The 23,055-nt window shown below is 35.6% G+C and carries 16 protein-coding genes and 2 pseudogenes; 12 read left to right on the top strand and 6 right to left on the bottom strand.

The features are described 5' to 3' along the window. Nucleotides 1-64 precede the first annotated feature (64 nt). The 8 genes from EAG08_RS03550 (at nt 65) to EAG08_RS03515 (ending at nt 10,243) form a co-directional block, all read left to right on the top strand. On the top strand, nt 65-1,132 hold the full coding sequence (locus tag EAG08_RS03550; RefSeq protein ID WP_129534252.1) for a TonB-dependent receptor plug domain-containing protein: 1,068 nt from the start codon (nt 65-67) through the stop codon (nt 1,130-1,132). After that, entirely contained in the window at nt 1,126-2,877 is a 1,752-nt protein-coding gene (locus EAG08_RS03545; RefSeq protein WP_164998516.1) for a SusC/RagA family TonB-linked outer membrane protein, read from the top strand. The genes EAG08_RS03550 and EAG08_RS03545 overlap by 7 nt, the downstream gene beginning before the upstream one ends. A 10-nt stretch (nt 2,878-2,887) precedes the next feature. Further along, a complete protein-coding gene (locus EAG08_RS03540; protein WP_129534250.1) occupies nt 2,888-4,321 on the top strand; it encodes a RagB/SusD family nutrient uptake outer membrane protein in 1,434 nt (477 codons plus the stop codon). Between the two features lie 81 nt (nt 4,322-4,402). Continuing rightward, nucleotides 4,403-5,791 carry a glucoamylase family protein gene (locus EAG08_RS03535; RefSeq protein WP_129534249.1) on the top strand — a complete coding sequence of 463 codons (1,389 nt, stop codon included), beginning with the start codon at nt 4,403-4,405 and terminating at the stop codon, nt 5,789-5,791. 204 nt (nt 5,792-5,995) lie between these two features. Beyond that, nucleotides 5,996-6,703, top strand: coding sequence for a prolyl oligopeptidase family serine peptidase (locus tag EAG08_RS03530; protein ID WP_129534248.1), 708 nt, complete (start codon nt 5,996-5,998; stop codon nt 6,701-6,703). 35 nt (nt 6,704-6,738) lie between these two features. Beyond that, on the top strand, nt 6,739-7,305 hold the full coding sequence (locus EAG08_RS03525; protein WP_129534247.1) for a hypothetical protein: 567 nt from the start codon (nt 6,739-6,741) through the stop codon (nt 7,303-7,305). Between the two features lie 152 nt (nt 7,306-7,457). Beyond that, the gene (bglX, locus tag EAG08_RS03520; RefSeq protein ID WP_129534246.1) at nt 7,458-9,785 is read left to right on the top strand and encodes a beta-glucosidase BglX; all 2,328 of its coding nucleotides are present in this window, start codon (nt 7,458-7,460) and stop codon (nt 9,783-9,785) included. 71 nt (nt 9,786-9,856) lie between these two features. Continuing rightward, nucleotides 9,857-10,243: a hypothetical protein gene (locus tag EAG08_RS03515; RefSeq protein ID WP_129534245.1), complete on the top strand. Its 387-nt coding sequence runs from the start codon at nt 9,857-9,859 to the stop codon at nt 10,241-10,243. A 6-nt stretch (nt 10,244-10,249) separates the two neighbouring features. Here EAG08_RS03515 and EAG08_RS03510 read toward each other — a convergent pair whose 3' ends face one another. From EAG08_RS03510 to proS, 3 genes are all read right to left on the bottom strand, one after another. Then, on the bottom strand, nt 10,250-11,584 hold the full coding sequence (locus tag EAG08_RS03510) for an Nramp family divalent metal transporter (protein WP_129537209.1): 1,335 nt from the start codon (nt 11,582-11,584) through the stop codon (nt 10,250-10,252). Between the two features lie 113 nt (nt 11,585-11,697). After that, a complete protein-coding gene (locus EAG08_RS03505; protein ID WP_129534244.1) occupies nt 11,698-13,023 on the bottom strand; it encodes an OmpA family protein in 1,326 nt (441 codons plus the stop codon). 126 nt (nt 13,024-13,149) lie between these two features. Continuing rightward, nucleotides 13,150-14,625, bottom strand: coding sequence for a proline--tRNA ligase (gene proS / locus EAG08_RS03500; RefSeq protein WP_129534243.1), 1,476 nt, complete (start codon nt 14,623-14,625; stop codon nt 13,150-13,152). A gap of 147 nt (nt 14,626-14,772) precedes the next feature. Between proS and EAG08_RS03495 the strand changes: the two genes are divergently transcribed. Together EAG08_RS03495 and EAG08_RS03490 are read left to right on the top strand one after the other, a co-directional pair. Then, nucleotides 14,773-15,873 carry a prolyl-tRNA synthetase gene (locus EAG08_RS03495; RefSeq protein ID WP_129534242.1) on the top strand — a complete coding sequence of 367 codons (1,101 nt, stop codon included), beginning with the start codon at nt 14,773-14,775 and terminating at the stop codon, nt 15,871-15,873. A 56-nt stretch (nt 15,874-15,929) separates the two neighbouring features. Beyond that, complete coding sequence (locus EAG08_RS03490; protein ID WP_228446742.1) at nt 15,930-17,336, top strand: OmpP1/FadL family transporter; 1,407 nt, start codon at nt 15,930-15,932, stop codon at nt 17,334-17,336. Nucleotides 17,337-17,501: 165 nt separating this feature from the next. On the opposite strand, the gene EAG08_RS03485 is transcribed toward EAG08_RS03490, so the two are convergent. Both EAG08_RS03485 and EAG08_RS03480 read right to left on the bottom strand, forming a co-directional pair. After that, entirely contained in the window at nt 17,502-18,221 is a 720-nt protein-coding gene (locus EAG08_RS03485; RefSeq protein WP_129534240.1) for a ZIP family metal transporter, read from the bottom strand. After that, nucleotides 18,221-18,945: pseudogene (locus EAG08_RS03480) on the bottom strand (class I SAM-dependent DNA methyltransferase). The gene EAG08_RS03485 and the pseudogene EAG08_RS03480 overlap by 1 nt, the downstream one beginning before the upstream one ends. A gap of 136 nt (nt 18,946-19,081) precedes the next feature. On the opposite strand from EAG08_RS03480, the gene EAG08_RS03475 reads away from it, so the two are divergent. Further along, nucleotides 19,082-20,251, top strand: a complete 1,170-nt coding sequence (locus EAG08_RS03475) for a class I SAM-dependent RNA methyltransferase (protein WP_129534239.1) — start codon at nt 19,082-19,084, stop codon at nt 20,249-20,251. Between the two features lie 414 nt (nt 20,252-20,665). Beyond that, nucleotides 20,666-21,669 (top strand): annotated as a pseudogene (locus EAG08_RS03470) (glycosyltransferase). 68 nt (nt 21,670-21,737) lie between these two features. On the opposite strand, the gene EAG08_RS03465 reads toward EAG08_RS03470, so the two are convergent. Beyond that, complete coding sequence (locus EAG08_RS03465) at nt 21,738-22,964, bottom strand: aminotransferase class I/II-fold pyridoxal phosphate-dependent enzyme (protein ID WP_129534238.1); 1,227 nt, start codon at nt 22,962-22,964, stop codon at nt 21,738-21,740. Nucleotides 22,965-23,055: the final 91 nt, after the last annotated feature.

Raw genomic sequence — 23,055 nt, 5'->3', positions numbered from 1 at the left:
TCTTTTGAGAAAATAAAGATGACAATAATGTAACACATTTTTGTACAAGATAAAATTAAACTATATGAAACAAACTAATTTAAAGTATTCTTGTCTGATTGCAGTTCTCTACTTCGGTATGAACGTCAACGGGCAGGTGACTCCTCAAGACACTCTTCCAAAAGAGCAAAAAATAGAGGAAGTTGTCATGATTGGGTATGGTAGCCAAAAGAAAGAGAATGTTACCGGAAGTATCGGTCTTGTTTCAGCAAAAGATCTAGCAGACAAACCTAACTCAAACCCTCTTAGCTCTGTACAAGGTAAACTTGCAGGTGTAAATATTACCAATGTTGGTACTCCTGGAGGATCTCCGAGAGTTGATATTAGAGGGGTAGGTTCATTAACAGGGAATACCGTCTTTATTGTTGATGGTATGATTACTACCGACATTTCTTATCTTAATCCTCAAGATATAGAATCGATGAGTGTCTTGAAAGATCCATCAAGTTTGGCTATTTTTGGAGCTCAAGCTGCTAATGGTGCTGTATTAATCAAAACTAAAACAGGTAAAGGAAAACCTGTATTCAGCTTAAATTCTTACATAGGATTTAAAAAGGTAACTAACATTCCTAAAATGGTTAACTCTAATCAATACATTGAGTTATATAATGAAAAACTGATTAATGACAATGGATCTAGTGCAGGTTCTCTTAGTAGAGCAAATTTTCCTGCTGATACCAATTGGTATGATGAAATTTTTCGCACGAGCATAATCAATGCAAATGATTTTTCTGCCATGGGTAGTTTAGGAAAACTTAATTACTATGGTAGCGTAGGATATCTTAAGGATGAAGGTAACTTGGCTGCCGGTTCGGGCATCAACTCTGGAAGTGGTTTTGGAAGGTTTAATGCAAAACTAAACCTTAGTTATAAGGTAACAGACAATATTACGATAGGAAATAACTTCAGTTTTTCTAAAATGCGTACGGATATCTCACAAAATCCTTTGCTGACGGCTTTTATTGCTCCGCCGATATTTTCGCCAATGAATTCAGCTACTGGAAATTATCAATATTTTAATGGATATAATATTGCAAATCCGAGAGCACAATTAGATCAATTTCGTTCTCAAAAAATGAGGAAAGATTGCTGAATAATGTTTGGGGAGAATTGAAATTTTTGAAAGATTTTACCTTCAGAGCTAGTTACTCAATTGATAATTATAATCCTTCTCAATACGAATTTACTCCTACACTTACATATGTGCCTGCTAATAATCAAGTTCCATCAACTTTGATTACAAGAGATTATAGAAATAGCAATTACATTTGGGATAATACAATTAATTGGAAGAAAAGCTTTGGTAATCATAATTTTGATGTTCTTGCTGGTTTTTCCAGAACAAGAACTACGCTGTCACAAAATTATTGGTCTGCACGAAATGTAATTTACGACGGCACAAATGAATCATTAAATATTGCAAACGGAACAGATCTTTTCAATGTAAACATTGATAGAACTGATTTGGGTGTAGAGCAAGATCAACAAAGAATTGAATCTTTCTTTGGAAGATTGAATTATGATTATAAAGGAAAATATTTGTTAAATGCTTCAGTTCGTAGAGATGCTAGTTCTCAAATTAGTGTTGATAGATACAGAACTTTTCCTGCAATAAGTGCAGGATGGGTAATATCTAAAGAAGACTTTATGAGTGAGCAAAATGTTTTCAGCTTATTAAAACTTAGAGCAAGTTACGGAGAATTAGGAAATCCTAACGTAGGAAGAGGATATACTGCCAATATTTCTATCATTGGAGCAGGTGCCTATCTCGGAAACGTAGGTTCTCCGGCAGCAACTGTAGATCAATTTATTGATCCTAATATTGGGTGGGAAACTACAACAGGAAAAGATGTAGGTTTAGAGATGGCTTTGTTTAATAATAAGCTTAAAATTGACGCTGCCTATTTTGATAAAGATTCAAAGAATGTTGTTTACGGTGTAAATCAAGGAACAGTTTCAGGTGCAAGTAACTGGAATAACTTTGTTACCAATGCATATTCTTTTAACAACAGAGGTTTTGAAGTATCTGTTAACTACAATACTAAATTCAGTGAAAATGTAAGTTTTGGTGTATACGGTAATTTTACTTCTCTTAAAAATGAGATTACTTCAGTATATCGTAGCTCATATTTAGAAACGGGCGCGAGTTTATTTGGGAATTCTATTGTAAGGTTGCAAAAAGGTCAGGCAGTAGGTTCTTACTATGGCTATAATGTGGATGGTGTTTTCCAGACGGATGCAGAAGCTGCTGCATCAGGGCAGACTGGCGCAAAAGCTGGTTGGTTTAAATTCACAGATCAGGACGGTAATGGAGTTATAGATTCCAGAGATAAAACATTCCTGGGAAGTCCTATTCCTAAAGGAACTTATGGTTTTGGAGTTAATTTTAATATCTATGCTATTGATCTTGCAATTGATTTCCAAGGTGTATTTGGAAACAAAATTTATAATTATAACCGTGAACAGCGTTATGGTAACGAGACATGGGATTTAGATATGTATAACAACAGATGGCATGGTGCCGGTACTTCTAATACCAACTCTATGATTACTTCTAATCAATCTGTTATCTTACCAAATAGTTTCTATGTAGAAGATGGTAGTTATATTAGAATCAGAAATATTCAGGTGGGGTATAACTTGCCAAAATCACTTGCCAAATCTTTGTCTTTAACCAAACTAAGATTGTATCTAAGTGCACAAAATCCTTGGACAAGCTTTAAATACAATGGTTTCTCTCCTGAAATCAATAATACGGATAGAGTACAGATGGGAATCGATAATAATATTTATCCAATTTCTGCAATTTATACAATGGGTATGAACTTAACATTTTAATTAAAAAATCATGAAAAAAATATTTTTAACGCTCTCTCTGTTTGGATTAATGGCAAGCTGCAGCGAAGATTTTGTTGATATAAAAGATGAAGGAGAAACTAATGTAGCAGATTTCTTCACAACTGAGGACGATGCACTACGCGCTACCAATGCGATTTATAGTTTCTTAAGAAGTTGGGAAAACACAGGTTTTCCTGCACAATTTGTTTTTGGGGTAACAGGCGATGATGTAGACAAAGGATCTAATCCTGGAGATGCATCATTTATTAATGCGTATGATAACTTTTCTTTTACAGTAAGTGATGATGGAGTAAGAGGATACTGGATCGGACAGTGGCAAGCTGTTAACAGAGCAAATCAAGTGATTACGAATGTGCCTAAAATAGAAATGAACGCTACCACTAGAAATAGATTGGTGGCTGAAGCTAGAATGCTGAGAGCTTATTTTTATTTCAACTTGGTAAGAATTTACGGAGGTGTTCCAATTTTTGATGGATTACCACCAGATGGCAATTACACAAAGCCAAGAAATTCTAAAGAGGAAGTTTATAATTTTATCGTTTCAGATCTTATTGCTGCTTCAGAAGTTTTACCTCAGACTTATCCTGCTTCACAGCTCGGAAGAGTAACTAAAGGTGGTGCTTTAGGTTTATTATCTAAAGTATATCTTTATATGAAGAATTATCAAAAAGCATATGATACTTCGAATCAGGTTATTGCGTTGGGTTATTCTTTAGATCCTGACTTTAATCATTTATTCAGACCTGCAGGGGAATTTGGGACAGAATCTGTCTTTGAAGTGAATTGTGGTTGTGATCCATCACTAGGTAAAGATGTAGGTAGTCAATATGCAGAAGTTCAGGGGGTAAGAGATCAGTTCGGATGGGGTTTTTTCACACCTACAACAGCTTTAGAAAATGCATTTGAGCCAGGAGATATCAGAAAAGAATTGACTATTCTGAGAGAAGGAGAAACTACTCTAGAAGGTGATTTAATCAAGAAAGGAGATCCCAATGCTGGGAATATGTGGAATCAAAAAGTTTATGTTCCTAAATCTTTAAACAATAGTGCGTGTGGTTATGGTTCTATCCAAAATTTAAGAATTTTAAGATTCGCTGATATTCTTTTAATCAATGCAGAGGCAGCAAATGAAATTGGAAATTCTGCAGCTGCGATTATCAATATCAATAAAGTAAGATTCAGAGCTAATTTAGGAAACACTACGGCCACTTCTCAAGCTGCTATCAGAACTGCTATTTGGCAAGAAAGAAGAGTTGAGTTAGCTATGGAAAATGACAGATTTCCAGATTTAGTAAGAACAGGTCAGGCTGCTACAGTTTTAGGGCCTAAAGGATTTAAAGCAGGAAAAAACGAACTTTTCCCAATTCCTTTGGATGCAATGAATTCTAGTACCGGACTATTCGTTCAGAATCCTGGTTACTAAGAGTTTTTATAAATAAAAATAACCAAAGTTTAACTTTGGTTATTTTTTTAACCAATTTTTTATCTTTAAATTGAAATTTATATGAAATTAAGTATAATATCAATTTTGTCTGTTTCAGCATTAGTTTTTAATTGTACTACAGCTTCGCCAACCACTCAAAATACTTCTCAAAACAAATCTGTTAAGAGCAATATTTCAGATGAGCAGCTGATGGATAAAGTTCAGAAAGATGCTTTAAAATACTTCTGGGATTATGCAGAACCCAATTCCATGTTGGGTAGAGAACGTTATCACGAAGACGATATTTATCCTGATAACGATAAACATGTTATTACAACAGGCGGCTCAGGATTTGGGTTAGCAACTATTTTAGTGGGTGTGGAAAGAGGCTTCATTTCACGGAAAGATGCTTTGAAAAGGCTGAATGTCATGATGGATTTCCTTGGAAAAGCAGACCGTCACAAAGGTGCTTGGTCACATTGGATCAACGGAGAAACCGGAAAAACTGTTCCATTCGGAAAGAAGGATAACGGCGGAGATTTAGTAGAAACCGCTTTCCTGACGACAGGAATTATTCAGGTTCGTGAATACTTCAAAAACGGAAATGCCGAAGAAAAAGCATTGGCAAAAAAATGTGACGAACTTTGGAAAGGAATTCAGTGGAATTGGTACACCAAAGGCGGCGAAAAAGTTCTGTATTGGCATTGGTCACCCGACTACCAATGGGAAATGAATTTTCCGCTTCAAGGTTACAATGAATGTTTGATTACCTACATTCTGGCAGCTTCGTCTCCCACGTATTCCATCGATGCCGAAACCTATTACAAAGGCTGGACGAGAAACGGAACTTACCTTTCAGACAAAGAAAAATACGGGCTTCCGATGTATGTAAAGCACAACGGAGCCGAAGAATATGGAGGTCCCTTATTTTGGGCACATTATTCTTACATCGGTTTAGATCCTACGAATTTATCAGATAAACTTATCAAAAATTACTTCGATTTAAACAAAAATCAGGTACTTATTGACTACAAATATTGTGTAGAAAATCCAAAAAACTGGAAAGGCTATAGCGAGAACTATTGGGGGTTGACTGCAAGTTATTCAAGAAATAAAGATGGTAAAACAGGCTACGATGCACATTTTCCACAAAATGATCATGGGGTAATTACGCCAACCGCCGCTTTGAGTAGTTTTCCATACACCCCAAAAGAATCGATGGATTTTCTGAAATTTATTTATACACAAAAACCAGAATTCATAGGTTCTGCAGGTCCTTACGATGCTACTTCTATTCATTATGACAATTGGACGACCCCACGATATTTGGCGATCGATCAGGGAACAATTGCTCCGATGATTGAAAATTACCGCACCGGGTTTTTATGGAAATTGTTTATGAATGCCCCGGAAATACAGCAAGGATTAAAGAAATTGAGTTTCAAATCAGAAAAGTATCATATTAAATAGTTTTTTTAGGAGCTTAATCCCGCTATCCGCTGTATCTTTTTTGTTACAGTCTCCGCTTCGCTGCGTCTGCAATAAAAAAGGATGTCGCTTCTATCGGGGCTAATTAAAATTCTTCAAAATAAATTGTTATCAATAGGAACGGACTTTAGTCCGTTTATATAAAAAAAAATAAAATCAAACGGCTTTAGCCAAACCTAAAGAAATATGAATTTTAAATTAAAATATTTACCACTTCTGCTTCTTCCGTTTTCTTTAAGCTTACACGCTCAGGAAGTCAAGACGACTTTCAGCAAAGACGCAAAACGAACAGAAAAAATATCCTACATTCTCGATTATCCCGAAAATGTAAAAGGAAAAGTTCCGTTGGTTGTTTTTCTGCATGGTTCAGGTGAACGAGGGAATGACCTCGAAAAAGTAAAAGCACACAGTCCTTTTACCTATAAAAATTTAATCAAAGAACCGGTTGCTATTTTAGCGCCGCAATGCCCTGAAAATATGTGGTGGGACACCGTTACGGTATATCATTTAATCAAAGAAATTCAGGCAAAATATAAAATTGACGACTCAAGAATTTATCTTACCGGACTTTCGATGGGTGGCTGGGGAACGTTAAAATTAGCAATGGAACATCCCGAAATGTTTGCAGCAGTCGTTTCAGTATGTGCACCGACCGACAGAGTGATGTATGCCAACATCCATCAGTACAAAAATCTCAACATGAAGATTTTCCACGGCGGAATGGACGATGTCGTTTTACCTGAAAATGCATTTAATTTTTATCAAAAGCTTCATCCCATAAACCCCTCAGCAGAACTGACGATTTTCCCAAATGAGAATCACAATTCATGGGATTCGACCTATTCAAATCCTTCGCTTTACGAATGGATGTTGAGTAAAAGAAAAGAGAAATAGCTTAAAAGAAATTATTCAGTCAAATTGTTCCATAAATGACCCAACAAATACAGGATAAATTAATTTATGAAAATCAGGAATTCTATTTAAATAGGGAATTGATTGAAGAGTATTTTCGGGAATTTCCGGAAAAGCGACCTGAATTCACTGTTTCGTGTACAGCACTTTGGAGGGGGTATATTGCTGAATTTGAAGTTAAAAATAATGAGTTATATATTAACAAATTTGATGTGTTGGCAGACATAGATTTTAATTTGAAGGCATTACGAGATGAAATATTTCCTGAAAATAAATTTGAATGGTATTCGGGATTAATAAGAATTGACGATTTCAGAGGCGAATTTGATAGAGAACTCGAAGATGGAATATTTGAATATTTAGAAATTATAAAAGGAAACTTTAAACAAAAGAGAACTTTTAATTATTTAGAATTACAGGAATTTAAAAAAGCGCAATTTGAATATTTTTTAATCTCTGAAGAAATAGAAATTATTTGTGATTTCTGGAGAAGAAATAATGAGAATGGAATAATTAAGAAAGAAGTTATAAACAAGATTGTTTTTGAAAATATGATGGAATATACCCGAGAAGTATATGTCTAAAATAGTAATTTGTCGTTTGTGGAATGACCAAAAATTTAAAATAAGTGAAACGCCTTGCGCCTTAAAAAAACGAAATTTGTCAGACAAATTAGCACCTTAGCGTTTAACAAAATTAAAACAAAAAGAAAAATATAATTTAAGAAGATAGATATATGAAAAAGTTAATTGTAATCGCCACAATGGCACTTGCGCCGATGTTTTCGGCACAGGAAATGGTCACGAAGCCCGTTCAATCTTATCAGACTGCCCAGTATCACGCAAAGAAAAAAGCGTTTGTTGATGCGCTTTTGGCTAAAATGACCTTAGACGAAAAAATCGGACAGCTGAATTTACCAAGTTCAGGCGATTTTACAACTGGTTTGGCTAAAAGTTCAGACATTGGAAAAAAAGTAGAGCAGGGACTAGTCGGTGGGCTTTTCAATATAAAAGGTGCTGAAAAAATTAAAGCCGTTCAGAAAGTTGCGGTAGAAAACAGCCGTTTGAAAATTCCTTTGATTTTCGGAATGGATGTTATTCATGGATATGAAACAACGTTCCCGATTCCGTTAGGATTAGCCGCTTCATGGGACATGAATCTGGTTCAGCAATCTGCAAGAGTGGCCGCAAGAGAAGCTGCAGCAGACGGGATCAACTGGACGTTCTCGCCAATGGTCGACATTTCACGCGAACCAAGATGGGGAAGAGTTTCCGAGGGTTCTGGAGAAGACCCATACTTAGGAAGTGAAATTTCTAAAAATATGGTCTATGGTTACCAAGGAAAAGATTTAGCAAATGGAACTAATATTTTAGCGTGTGTAAAACACTTTGCATTGTACGGAGCTGGTGAAGCCGGTAGAGATTACAATACCGTGGATATGAGTCATGTGAGAATGTTTAACGAATATTTCCCACCCTATAAAGCAGCTGTTGATGCAGGTGTAGCTTCTGTAATGGCTTCTTTCAATGAAGTTGACGGAGTTCCGGCAACCGGTAACAGATGGCTGCAGACTGAAGTGCTGAGAAATCAGTGGAAATTCAAAGGTTTTGTGGTAACAGATTACACCGGAATCAACGAAATGGTCGACCACGGAATGGGAGATCTTCAGCAGGTTTCGGCTTTGGCTTTGAAAGCTGGAGTTGATATGGATATGGTTGGAGAAGGTTTTTTAACCACATTAAAAAAATCTTTATCTGAAGGAAAAGTTACACAGGCTGAAATTGATTTAGCTGCAAAAAGAATTCTGGAAGCGAAATATGATTTAGGATTATTCGATAATCCTTACAAACACGGAGATGTTAAATTAGCTGCAAAAGAGGTTTACAACATGGAAAACCGTAATATTGCAAGAAGTGCTGCTGCTCAGTCGATGGTTTTAATGAAAAATGAAAACAAGGTTTTACCTCTGAAAAAATCAGGAACAGTTGCAGTAATCGGTCCATTGGTGAACAATTCTATGAATATGCCAGGAACCTGGAGCGTTGCTTCAAAACATGCTAATGCAATCAATCTGATGCAGGGTCTTCAGGCTAATTATGGGAAAGATGTAAAATTCCTTTCTGCAAAAGGGGCGAACATTGATTATGATGCTAAATTAGAAGATATTTATGCTGCTCACGGTAAAAAAACCGACAGAGACAACCGTTCAAAAGAAGCTTTATTGAAAGAAGCTGTTGATGTTGCAAGTAAAGCGGATGTAATTGTTTTAGCCATCGGGGAATCTGCGGAAATGAGTGGAGAATCTTCTTCAAGAACAGAAATCACCATCCCTCAGTCTCAGGTTGATTTATTAAATGAATTGAAAAAGACAGGAAAGCCAATCGCAGTCGTGCTTTTCACAGGTCGTCCTTTGGCACTAACCAATGTAAAAGATGCTCCTGATGCTATTTTGAATACTTGGTTCGCAGGTTCAGAAGCTGGAAATGCGATCGCAGATGTTTTGTTTGGAAAAGTAAATCCTTCAGGAAAATTGCCGATGACCTTCCCGAGAAGTCTTGGACAAGTTCCTATTTATTACAACGCTAAAAATACAGGCCGTCCATTAGATCAGAAATTAGTTGATAAATGCGAGTACCAGAGATTTCGTTCAAATTATATGGATGAGTGTAATACACCGTTGTATCCGTTTGGATACGGTTTGAGTTATACCAAATTCGACTATTCTGACGTGACGGTTTCTAATGCTAATCCAAAAGGAAATCAAACGGTTCAGGCTTCAGTTACTGTGACCAATTCTGGAAATTATGATGGAGCAGAAGTAGTTCAGTTATACATAAGAGATTTAGTAGGAACCATCACAAGACCTGTAAAAGAGTTGAAAGGTTTCCAAAAAGTAATGCTGAAAAAAGGAGAATCTAAAAAAGTAACTTTTGACATCACTCCGGAAAATCTTAAATTCTATAACGGAGATTTAAAGTATGATTGGGAATCCGGAGAATTTGATATCATGATCGGAACCAATTCTGAGGATGTAAAACATTCAAAAATCAATTGGACAAAATAAATTCTATATAAAGCCATTCGAAAGAGTGGCTTTTTTATATCTTAGATAAACTTAAAAACTTATATTTAATTATGAAAAAATCAATTTTATTCAGTGCAATGTTATTGTGCTCTTTTGCATTTGCCCAAAAAGTTGGAGGTGATAAGGATGTTCATGGCTGTAAAGGCTCTGCCGGCTACACGTATTCACAAGTGAAAAAAGATTGTGTAAGAGTTTTTGAACAGAAAATTAAACTCACCGAAGTAAAACCAAAAGGAAGCTCAACTTCAATGACCGCCATAATTTTCAGCAAAGACATGAAAAAAGCTGAGGTTTTCCTTCCTGAACAAAATACCGGAAGTTTAATCTTAACAAAACTTGGAAAAGGGAAAGTCTGGAAGAATGGTAAATATATTTTGGCTCCTTATAAAAAGACGGGTTATCAGTTGAAAAAAGATAATGTGGTAATTTACCAATAAGTTAAATTATTCCCCGAAAAACGTTTGGTACAAAAGATATAAATTCAAAATAATAATAACAGCAGTAATAATCCAAACGCAGATTTTTAGAAACGGTTTATTCACAAAATCACCCATTTTTCCTTTATCACTGGTAAACATAACAAGCGGAACTACGGCAAAGCTCAGCTGCATCGATAAGATCACTTGGCTCAAAACCAGCAGGTCTGTTGTTCCCTTTTCACCATAAATAATGGTTACAATCAATGCCGGAATTACGGCAATTAATCGGGTAATAAGTCTTCTAAGCCAAGGTTTTAATCTGATATTTAAGAAACCTTCCATTACAATTTGTCCGGCAAGTGTTCCTGTCAAGGTAGAATTTTGTCCTGAAGCTAAAAGTGCAATTGCAAAAGCAATACTTGCCATCGATGCTCCCAAAATTGGGGTCAACATCTTGTACGCATCATGAATATCTGCAATGTGTTCGTTTCCTGTCGTATGAAAAGTTGCTGCGGCCAAAATTAAAATAGCGGCATTAATAAAAAATGCTAATAACAAGGAAACTGTGCTGTCTAAGGTGGCGAATTTTATTGCTTCTTTTTTTCCTTCTTTGTCTCGAGTATAATCTCTGGTCTGAACGATGCTACTGTGAAGATATAAATTGTGCGGCATCACGGTAGCTCCTAAAATTCCGATACCAATATAAAGCATTGCGGGATTGGTAATGATTTCTTTTTGAGGAATTAATCCACCTAAAATAGCATTGATTTCAGGTTTAGAAATAATAATTTCATATCCAAAACAAACCAAAATAATAAACATTAATCCTGCAACGATACTTTCTATCCATCGGAAACCTTTTGCCTGAAGCATTAAAATAATTAAAACATCAATTGTGGTAATCACAATTCCCCACGTCAGAGGAATTCCAAAAAGTAAATTCAAGGCAATCGCAGAACCGATGACTTCTGCCAAATCGCACGCGGCAATGGCAATTTCACAAAATACCCAAAGAATAAAATTAGTAGTTGGTTTGAAGTGATCTCTACAAGCCTGAGCAAGATCTCTTTCTGCAACTACACCCAATTTTACCGATAAATGCTGTAAAACCATCGCAAAAATATTCGAAATTAAAACAACAGAAAGTAAAGTGTAGCCAAACTGCGATCCACCAGCAATATCGGTTGCCCAGTTTCCAGGATCCATGTAACCAACGGCAACCATTAAACCTGGCCCCGCAAATGCTAAATATTTCCGCCAAAAACCTGAACCTTTAGGTATAGAAATTGAGGAAAATACCTCTGGTAATGAGTGTGATGTTTTATCTTTTCGCCAAGCGTTTTTCATATCGAATTTCATCATTGTTAGAAATGACTAACAAATTTAATTAAATAATTGAAATAGAAAAGAAGTTCACATAAAAAATCCCGAAAAATATTCTTTCGGGATTCAATTTTAATTTAGATATAAGTTTATTTTGCGAATCTGACAGACATTTTTCTGTCAACAGCTCTTTCTTCGTTAGAAGCTGCTGCGTCTACTTTTGCGAACTCGCTTCCGTAACCGTCTGCTGCAATCACTTGTGCTCCTACACCTTGTTTTCCTAACCAATCTTTAATATAATTGGCTCTGTCTGCAGAAAGCTTTTTATTTTTTGCTTCGTCACCAGTTTTATCTGTATAACCTCCAATTTTAATTTTAGCATCCGGATAAGCTTTTAAAATTGCTACCAAGTTTTGTAACTGTCCTTCAGAACCAGCTTCCAAAGTATTTGCACTTCCGATTTTGAAGTTTACATGATCAAAATCATACCATTTGGTTTTTAAAGCATCATCGTTTGCTGCATTTTTATAAGCGTCTGACTTCAAGAAAGTAATCATCTGATCTTCCATTCCTCCTTTGTAACCTTTCAATGAAGTTCCGTTTAAATCGATGTTTTCATCCACTCTGGTAGTTGTCATGGTCGTTGCAGTATCATTTTGCATTGAAGCACTATCGTTTGTTGTATTTAAACTATCGCCAGCAACCGCTGTTGTTGTAGTGGTTTCTTTTTTCTCACATTGCTTCCAAAGAAAATATCCGGCGGCAATTAATAATAATAAAGGTAAAAGCCATTTCCAGATTGATCCGCCATCTGAAGTTGTAGATCTATCCGGGAAAGTTCCGCCATCAGCTACACTTTTTGTAACCTCAATCTTTTTCTCTTCATGCGGAGTAGGATTTGGAAGAGGAGTAGTCGGTGTAGTTTTGATGGTGTCGTTATCATTATCAAACTTGTAGCCTTTTGCCCAATCTCCAACATTTAATGATGCTAAAGATAGACCTGCTGGCAATAATGATGAAACAATACCTTTCTGATCATTCAATAAACCTGAAATTCCTGATTGGTCAAGGTTATTATCAGCTGCATACTTTCCTACAGAACCTACAGTGGCTCCGGTTACTAAATTTAGTAAAGAAGCGGATGAATTATTACTGATTCCTGCATAGGTTGAAATAGAATTAACCAAACCGCTCAGTTTATCACCAAAAATTGATGCTAACAAACTTTGTACCCAAGTATTTTCTGAAGCCAATCCTAAAAGATTTCCTAGAACTCCTTGAGAAGGAGCACCGGTAATTACATCTAAAACAGCCGGATTAGATGAATTGTTTGCCAATCCTCCTACCACTGCGGGAAGCAATCCTCCTATAGCTTTTGAAATTCCTGACTCACTTTCGCCCAATTGCGATGCAGCTTGCGTTACTAATGCAGAACCAAGCTGTCCTTTAATTAAATCGATAATGTTTAATGACATAAATGTGTTATTTTATATTAATGTGTTATAAAATTAAACAAAAATCTAACCAAATTGTTACTTTAAAAAAAATCTTTAAAAATTGCATGAATTTTTAAAGATTTGTTAATTATAAGTTGTTGAATTTTAGTATGCTTTTGCGTATAAAACACGTCTCTTAGATGGTTTTCCGGAAATCATAGAAATACCTTCTTCAATATCATCATCCAAAGGAATACAACGTATTGTCGCCTTGGTTTCTTCTTTTATTTGTGCTTCTTCCTCATCAGTTCCGTCCCAATGTGCATAGATGAACCCCCCTTTTTCTTCTAAAACTTTTTTAAATTCTTCATAAGAGTCAACTTTTGTAATGTTGTCTTTTCTGAAATCGAAAGCCTTAGTGTACATATCTTGTTGGATAGTTTTCAGTAAATCTTCAATATAAGAATCTAAACCTTCCAACGGACGAGTTTCTTTCGTAAGAGTATCTCTTCTTGCAATCTCAACAGATTTATTTTCTAAATCTCTTTGACCCATTGCGATTCTCAAAGGCACACCTTTCAGTTCGTACTCAGCAAATTTCCATCCCGGTTTGTTTTGAGTATCATCATCAAATTTTACAGAAATTCCTTTTAATTTTAATTTATTTTGGATTTCTAAAGCGACTTCGCTGATTTGATTCAACTGCTCTTCACCTTTAAAAATAGGTACAATCACAACTTGAATCGGCGCCAAAGTCGGAGGTAAAACCAATCCGAAATCATCAGAATGCGTCATAATCAAAGCACCCATCAAACGGGTTGAAGTTCCCCAAGATGTTGCCCAAGCATGTTCTATTTTTCCTTCTTTGTTGGTGAATTTCACATCGAATGCTTTTGCGAAATTCTGTCCTAAGAAGTGAGATGTTCCAGCCTGAAGTGCTTTCCCGTCCTGCATCAATGCTTCGATACAATACGTGTCATCAGCTCCTGCAAATCTTTCAGAAGGAGTTTTTACACCCATTACAACCGGCATTGCCATGAATTTTTCAGCAAAATCTGAATACACATTATTCATTTTCACTGCCTCTTCTAAAGCTTCATCTTTTGTAGCGTGAGCAGTGTGACCTTCCTGCCACAAAAACTCAGAAGTTCTTAAAAATAAACGGGTTCTCATTTCCCAACGAACAACATTTGCCCATTGATTAATTAAAATTGGCAAATCTCTGTAAGATTGAATCCAACCTTTATAGGTATTCCAGATGATTGCTTCAGAAGTAGGACGAACAATTAATTCTTCTTCTAATTTTGCATCAGGATCTACCATTAATTTCCCTGGATTATCAGGATCATTTTTTAGACGGTAATGAGTTACAATTGCACATTCTTTGGCAAAACCTTCAGCATTTTTTTCTTCAGCCTCAAATAAACTTTTGGGAACGAATAAGGGGAAGTAAGCGTTAACGTGACCTGTCTCTTTGAATCTTTTATCCATTTCGTCACGCATTTTTTCCCAGATTGCATATCCGTATGGTTTGATAACCATAGATCCTCGCACGCCGGAGTTTTCAGCTAAATCTGCTTTTACAACCAATTCATTATACCATTTGCTATAATCTTCGCTTCTTGAGGTTAATTTTGCCATTAATTTTATTTTAATATTTTTAACTTTTCTCTATTATTGTAATCTAAAAATAAAAATCTATTTTTGATAGATATTTGTAACCAATAATTTGGTATATTTTTGGTACAGATTGCAAATATAATTTAAATTAAAAATTTTTACATTATCATGAAAAGAAATATACATAAAAATTTACTTGGCATGCTGAAATCTAAAGGGATTTTGGCTATATCAAGTGGCTTGCTATTAATGTCTTGTGGTGCTCAAGTTGGAGGTTACAGTGAGACAGACGGAGTATATTATGATCCAAACAAAGATACTCTTCCAGAAGGTGTCATCATCAATGGTGATCAGGGAAACCAAGTAGGAGATTATTATGATTATTCCCCGCAATCTAGTATTGTAGAAAATTCTCAAATCAATTCCCAGGAATACAACAACAGATATAATGAATGGAGTGATGCCAATTACGGCAATGCAACAGATTCTGATTGGGGTAGTTTCGCAGGAAGCCAGACCAACGTATACGACAACTCTTGGGGTTGGGGTATGGGAATGGGTTGGGGCTCACCTTGGGGATGGGGAGGCTACAGTCCTTACTGGGGAATGGGATCTGGCTGGGGCATGGGAATGTCTTTCGGCTGGGGAAACTCTTGGGGCTGGGGCGGATACAATTCTTATTGGGGTATGGGATGGAACTCACCTTACTGGGGATATAACCCTTATTGGGGCGGATATGGTTACGGAGGCTGGTACGATGGTGCAGGTTATTGGGGAGGTAATTATTACAGACCATCTTACAGAAGAAGTGGAGCAAATGGTAGAGGATTTACAAATGCTCCCGGAGTCAATAAATATAACGGAAACACTTCTGGTTTCAGAAATGGAAACAATGGTTCTGGCATGAGAAATGGCCAAGGTCAGCAAGGATTTAGAAATAATAACGGAGGTTTCAGACAAGGGACAACCAATGGTGGATTTAGACAAGGAACTACAAACGGAGGTTTCAGAAATCAATCTGGTATGAGAAATCCTAATAGCCAGCAAAGACCCAATTATAATTACAGACCACAACAACAGCAACAAACCAGACCAAATTATAACCAACAACAATCACAGCCAAGATCAAACGATAATGGTGGTTTCAGATCAGGAGGATCCAACTCTGGAAGTAGCAGTGGTGGCGGATTTAGATCTGGAGGTTCTTCAGGTGGTGGAGGAATGAGATCAGGCGGCGGTGGCGGCGGTTTCAGATCTGGTGGTAGATAATATTGTAAAACTCAATAACTATTAATAAAATAATGTTAAAAAAATCTTTAGTAATAATGAGTATTTCTGCAGCATTTTTTGTGCAGGCTCAAGATATTTCAGTGATTAGAAACTCTATTGATGTATATTCAAATACGCCAATGGTTGGTTCTTCGAAGTTTAATGCAATGGTTGGCTCGAATGGAGCTTTGGGTGGTGACGGTACTTCGTTGATGACCAACCCGGCAGGTATCGGTGTTGCGATTGCTGGTGATGTTTCAGCAACGCTATCGGTAACGAATAATAAAAACACATCTTCATTAGCTGGTTCTTCTTTAAATTATGATATTAATAAAGTTGATATCGGTAATGCCAATGGAGTTGCTGTTTTTCAGTTGATGACAGAAACACCTTGGAAGTTTATTAACGTTGCAGCCAATATTTCTACATCATCTATTGAAAACTATGTAGAATCACCAGGAAACTCAAATGTTTCTATTGCTAAAAATCTTGTTGACTCAGGAGGAAATAACGTTGTGGGAAATATGTCTTATTTAGGACACGCTTACAACAGATATGGAACTCAGACTAAGTTCAATGTTGGTGTAGGTGCTAATTATAATAATGCTTTGTACTTTGGTGCAAGTTTAAATATGCACAGTGTAGATCTAGAGCAATTTGACAGTGCTGTTTTCGGATTAGATTTAGATAATTCTGTAACTAATTTTGATAAGCAATACACGCCATATTCTGAAAAATCAAGTGGTTTCTCGGGTACTTTAGGGGCTATTGGAAAAGTTAGCAATCAGCTGCGATTGGGTGCTTCAATTGAGTCACCTACTTGGTGGTCGGTTGATCGAGTATATAGAGATTATTATGATGGTGCAGATGGAATCTACTATGATAATTTTGCTGAAGACAGAACATTCAGATCTCCAATGAAAGCGACTTTGAGTGGTGCTTTTGTACCCAACAAGAATTTCGCAATCAACGTTGACTATACTTTAGGTTTAACTAAGCCAAAATATAAAGTGCAAGGAAATGCCGAATCTGAATTAAATTCATTCTTCAGCGATAACTACAAAAATTTATCTGAAATTAAAGTAGGTGCCGAATACAGAATCAAAGCTTTGAGATTGAGAGGAGGTTATTCTTATGCATCAAGTCCGTTTGACAGTACAACAATCAGTGCATTTTCTAATACGGGAACTGTTGCAAATACCAACTACAGCAACTTCATTTTAGGAGATAGAAATACGATTGGTGCAGGTGTCGGATACGATTTTGGTAAGTTTTACATTGATGCGGCTTATCAGAATATTACTTCAGAATACAAAAATCCTTTTTTGGCAGGATATCAATTTGATGATTATAATACAGGATATTACTCAGGAGATTTCGACGTTACAACGCCAAATTCTGTAGTATCTGATGTGAAAAATGTGAGAAATAATTTCTTCCTTACTGTAGGCTGGAAATTCTAATCATTGATTTTTCTTAAATATAAAAGGCTTCGAATAATTCGAAGCCTTTCTTGTTTTATTTAAATTTTTTCTCGCAGATTAAGCTAATCAAGAAGATTTTATAAAGTATTAATGGAAGCTTTAATATCTTAAACGATTGTTTTTTAATTGCAGCAAAAAAGCTATTTAATGATGATGACCATGCGGATGTGTATGAAATAAATGCATCAATAATGCTAGAGAAACGCCTAAAATAACTAAACCAATCTTCGACCAGTTGATGTTGTGATTTTTATTGCTTTCGAAAATAATGACCGATGAAATATGAAGAAAAATACCACCCACAATTGCCAAAAAGTAAGGTTGCCATTCAGGGTTGAAATAATTTCCAAGTAACATTCCCATCGGGGAAGCTAAAGCGAATAAAGCCACAATTAATAAGGAAGGATAAGATGCTTTTGAACCTGAACGGTTAAACAAGAAAGCACCCAAAATAAACGAAATAGGAAGATTGTGAAACAAAATCCCTAAAAGATAAGGCGACAGAGGATTTGTTTCATTTGCCAAAGGAATTCCTTCTATGAACGCATGAATAAACAATCCGACCATCAATGCGACAGGTAAAATATTGCTGCTTTCATTATGATGATGGAAATGCCCGTGCTCAAAACCTTTCGTCAAAGCTTCTAAAATCATTTGCAGCAAAACTCCGCCAATCACAAAGATTCCCAGATTTTCACTTACATCAGAAGTGTAAACTTGTGGAAAAACTTCATTGAGGCAGATGGTAATCAGAAAACCGGCACTTAAAATCAACAGATTTTTTGCAAACTGTTCTTTTTTACCAAAGAGTTTTCCGAGAAAAACACCGGCAACTACACTTAAAATTAATAAAATGAAAATCATTACTTTTTCTTAAACAAATTGATGCAACGTGGTGAAATTTCCTTTTCAAAATCATTCAGCTGATAATCTCCCCAAATTTTCACTCTTTCAAATCCACATTCTGAAGCGTAGTTTTCAATGGTTTCTAAAGTATGAAGTTTTACCTTTTCGAAAAAATGCTTGGGCTCTCCATCAATCTCAAAACGAATGTCTTTAATGATGTGTCTGTCTTCAATTTTTTTAGAAATATGAAAATCAATTCCTTCACGGTGAATCGTAGTTTCCGGAACCAAAGTTCTTGTTACAAATTCTTCATTCAGATAATCTAGAACAAAAAAACCTTCCGGTTTTAAGGCATTGTAAACTGATTTAAAAACATTTCTGTCATCTGTCTCGTTATCAAAATACCCAAAGCTGGTAAAAAGATTGAAAACTGCATTTACAGGTTCAGAATCGATAGGATTTCTCATATCATGAACTTTGAAAGTTAAACCTTCATTTTCAAACTGCTTGTCAAACTCAATACTTTGCTGAGAAAGGTCTAAACCAAGCACATCATAGCCCAATTTATTAAGAAAAACAGAGTGTCTTCCTTTTCCGCACGCAAGGTCAATTATTTTGAAGATTGAGGCAGCTGAAGCTCCTGAGTGAGTTTTGTGATAAAGTTTTCTGCTTCCGTATAGTCTCTGTTACTGTAAAGCAAATGATAATAAGGCGTATCAAACCAAGATTCAAACCATTCCATAATGCAAAAATAACTAAATTTGCGGTGTTAAAAGAAAAGTATTTTAAATATTAAGGTATTGAAAAATTCAATTTATTAATAAAATGAAACGCTAATTCTTTAATTTTTAAATAGTTAAATCTTTTAATTATAACTTATGGATACAGAAAATATTAAAATTCAGATAAAAACATTCTTCGGATTAGAAACAGTTTTGGGTGAAGAAATCAAAAAACTGGGTGGAAGAAACGTTGAACTTAAAAATCGTGCAGTCAATTGTGAAGGAGATTTAGGTTTTCTTTATAAAATCAATTATTCGGCAAGAACGGCTTTGAAAATTCTTGTGCCGATTGATGAATTTAAAGCATACAACGAAACAAAATACTACGACAGACTTTTCAAATTTGAATGGGATGAGTTTATGGATGTGAACCAGACTTTTGCCATAGATTCTACGGTAAATTCTGAAAGATTCAGTCATTCTCAGTTCATGACTTTCAAAATGAAAGATGCAATTGTAGATTATTTCCAAAATAAGTACGGAAGAAGGCCGAGTATTGAAACAAAATCTCCGGATATTAAATTCCACCTTCATATTGACAGAGAATTGGTAACGATTTCTTTAGATTCTTCTGGTGATGCTTTATTTAAAAGAGGGTACAGAAGAGAGCAGGGTGAAGCACCAATCAATGAAGTGTTAGCAAGCGGAATGCTTCAGTTGGCAGGTTGGGATGGAAAAGGAAATTTCCTTGATCCGATGTGCGGTTCTGGAACGCTTTTGATAGAAGCTGCGATGATTGCTATGGATTTACCGGCACAGCTTTACAGAAGAAGATTTGCTTTCCAAAACTGGAAAAATTATGATGATGATTTGTTTGCTACGATAAAGCAGCATCGTGTTGACAGAATCAGAGAATTTCACGGGAAGATCGTTGGTTACGATATCGACGGAAGAATGCTGGATGCTGCAAGAACCAATGTAGAATCTGCAGAAATGGAAGATGTGATCGAGGTAAGAAGAGAGAACTTCTTTGATACAAAAAAAGACCTTTTCCCTTTGTTGATGGTTTTCAACCCGCCTTACGATGAGAGAATTTCGATTAATGATGACGATTTCTACAAGAAAATAGGAGATACGTTTAAGACAAGTTACCCAAATACTTTGGCTTGGCTGATTTCTTCAGATCTTGATGCTCCAAAGAAAATAGGATTGAGACCTTCGAGAAAAATAAAACTTTTCAACGGAAAACTGGAAACCAGATTTTTGCAGTACGAAATGTATGAAGGAACGAAAAAGTTACATAAACTGGAGAATAAAGAAGAGTAAAAATGTCCCTGAATATTTTTGAGATTATTGAAGGTATCGTCGATTTCATTTGTCTTTTGACAGATTATACTTCGTCAGATTCTAATAATAACGGCAAAAAATTCAGAAAAAAATCAAAATACACAGTAAAATTGTGGAGTGGAGGCTTTTTGCTAATTGCCTCCATTTTGTTTTTTATTATATTTAAAAATCCTTTACCAGATAAAGATTTTGTACAGAGCATTTTGGTTTGTGTTCTGATAGGTTTAGTGCTTTCTTTATTGTGTTTTTTTCTCTATTTCACTTAGGTCTTTATTATTTCAGGAGTGTATTTGAGTTTCTGCTTTTCAGCGGAACGTTCATTTTATTAATGATTGCACTTGTTTTGTATGTGTATTTTAAATCAAATTTGTTTAGTATTTAAATTAGAATAAATTGAATCCTACCATTTCCATTGTTGTCGCCATATTTAACCGAAAAGATGAGCTTTTCGAACTTCTCAATTCATTGACTTTTCAAACGGATAAAGCTTTTGAAATCATTATTGTCGATGATGGTTCTCTCATAGATTTGAAACCGACAATCAAGAATTTTGATGGAATTTTAGATATTAAATATTTTAGAAAAGATAATTCAGGTCCGGGTTTATCAAGAAATTACGGTTCAAAAAGAGCTTCGAATGAATGGCTTGTTTTTGTAGACAGCGATGTGATTGTGGAGAAAGATTATATTCAAAACATCAAAAAAGATATTCTCACGATTCCTTGTGATGCTTTTGGTGGTGCAGACAAGGCACATAAAGGCTTTAATCTGATGCAAAAAGCAATTTCTTACTCTATGACTTCCGTTTTTACGACTGGCGGAATCAGAGGGAATAAAAAAGCAGTTTCAAAATTTCAGCCCAGAAGTTTCAATATGGGAGTGAAGAAGGAAGTTTTTGAGAAAGTAGGAGGTTTTTCCGAAATGAGAATTGGTGAAGATCCGGATTTATCGATGACGCTTTGGGAAAATGGTTTTTCAACTGCATTTTTGATGATATTGCAGTGTATCATAAACGTCGTGTCGATTTCGGTAAGTTTTCAAAACAGGTGTATCAATTTGGTTGCGCAAGACCTATTTTAAACCAAAGACATCCGAAATATGTGAAAATCTCTTTTGCTTTTCCAACTTTGTTTCTGCTGGGATATGTTTTAGGTTTTATCGAATATTTTATTCTTGGACGAGGAATTATTCTGGCTTTTTACGGACTCTATACTTTCATGGTTTTGATACATGCCACGATTGTCACTAAGAATATCGCAATTGCAGGAATGGCGGTTATTTCGACTTATATTCAAATGTTTTCTTATGGCTACGGTTTTTTAAAATCGTGGATTTTGCTAAATGTTTTCAGAATGAAACCTGAAAATGCTTTCCCGAAACATTTTCATAAAAATTAATAGATTTAATTATTCAAAAATATTTCTAAAAAAATAAATGCTGTTGAAAGTTCAACAGCATTTATTAATCAAGATGTAAAAATAGTTTCATGGTGTAGAACGCCTGTTTTTATCATGCATTCTTTCATTTTTTTATAAGTTCGCTCGATGTCGTGGTCGAGGCCTATAGAAAATCGTATGAGTCCGTCTGAGATTCCCATTTCTTCTCTTTCTTCTTCAGGTATTTCAGATGAAGTTGAGCTTCCGGAGCATGAGAATAATGTTTTATAAAATCCTAAACTTACAGCAAGATATCCAAGATTTTCGTGCTGCATCATTTCCATTAATTCATTGGCTTTTTCGGTTGTTCCGGCGTCCACAGTGAGAAGACCACCAAAACCATATTCTTTCTGCATCATACTCTTCATCAGTTCATGGTTTTTGTGAGATGGCAAACCTGGATAAGAAACTTTTAAACCATCATTTTCAAATCTTTCAGCAAGATATAGTGCGTTGTAGCTGTGCTGTTTCATTCGAATGTGAAGCGTTCTCAGGTTTTTAAGAATGCTTGCAGACCTGAAGCTGTCCATCGTAGGGCCAAGAAGCATACAAGCTCCGTTGTTTACATTTTTGGTATCATTAATAAATTCTTGGGTACCACAATAAACTCCGCCAACCGTATCACTGCTACCATTAATAAATTTGGTTAAACTGTGAATGACAATATCAGCACCTAAAAGACTTGGTGAAATGGAAAGCGGAGAAAAAGTATTGTCTACTATAAGTTTTAAGTTATGTTTCTTACAAATTGAAGAAAGCTTTCTAAGGTCGGCAACCTCTAAAAGTGGATTGCTCACACTTTCGCAATATATTATTTTTGTGTTTGGCTTGATGGCATTTTCAATCGACTCAAAATTATTGATATCAACAAAAGTTGTGTCAATATTGAACGGGGGAAGGAAGTTCTTTAGAAAAGCATACGTTCCGCCATATATTGTTCTGCTGGAGATGATATGATCGCCACTTTTGCAAACCTGCATCAGCACAGAGGTGATGGCACCCATTCCGGAAGCGGTTACGTTGGCCATTTCTGTATTTTCCATCTTTGCCAATGCCTGAGAAAGATACAGATTCATCGGAGAAGAATGTCTTGAATATAAATAACAGCCATCTGCATTTCCTTCAAAAGTATCAAACATGGTTTTTGCAGAAAGGAAAGTGTAGGTAGAGCTGTCTGAAATTGACGGATTTACTCCTCCAAATTCTCCAAAATATTGTAAGTCTTGAATTTCGTTTGCCGCATTAAAATGATCCATATTTTTTGTTTTAAAAGTGAATCTTTTTATATTTTATTACAACAAAATATTCAATATTTAGATTTTAAATCTATTTAAATTAAATTTTGAT

The organism is Chryseobacterium sp. 3008163, assembly GCF_003669035.1.
Taxonomy (GTDB): Bacteria; Bacteroidota; Bacteroidia; order Flavobacteriales; family Weeksellaceae; genus Chryseobacterium.
The sequence above is the reverse complement of the archived record's forward strand: the minus strand, read 5'-3'. Positions and strand labels throughout refer to the sequence as shown.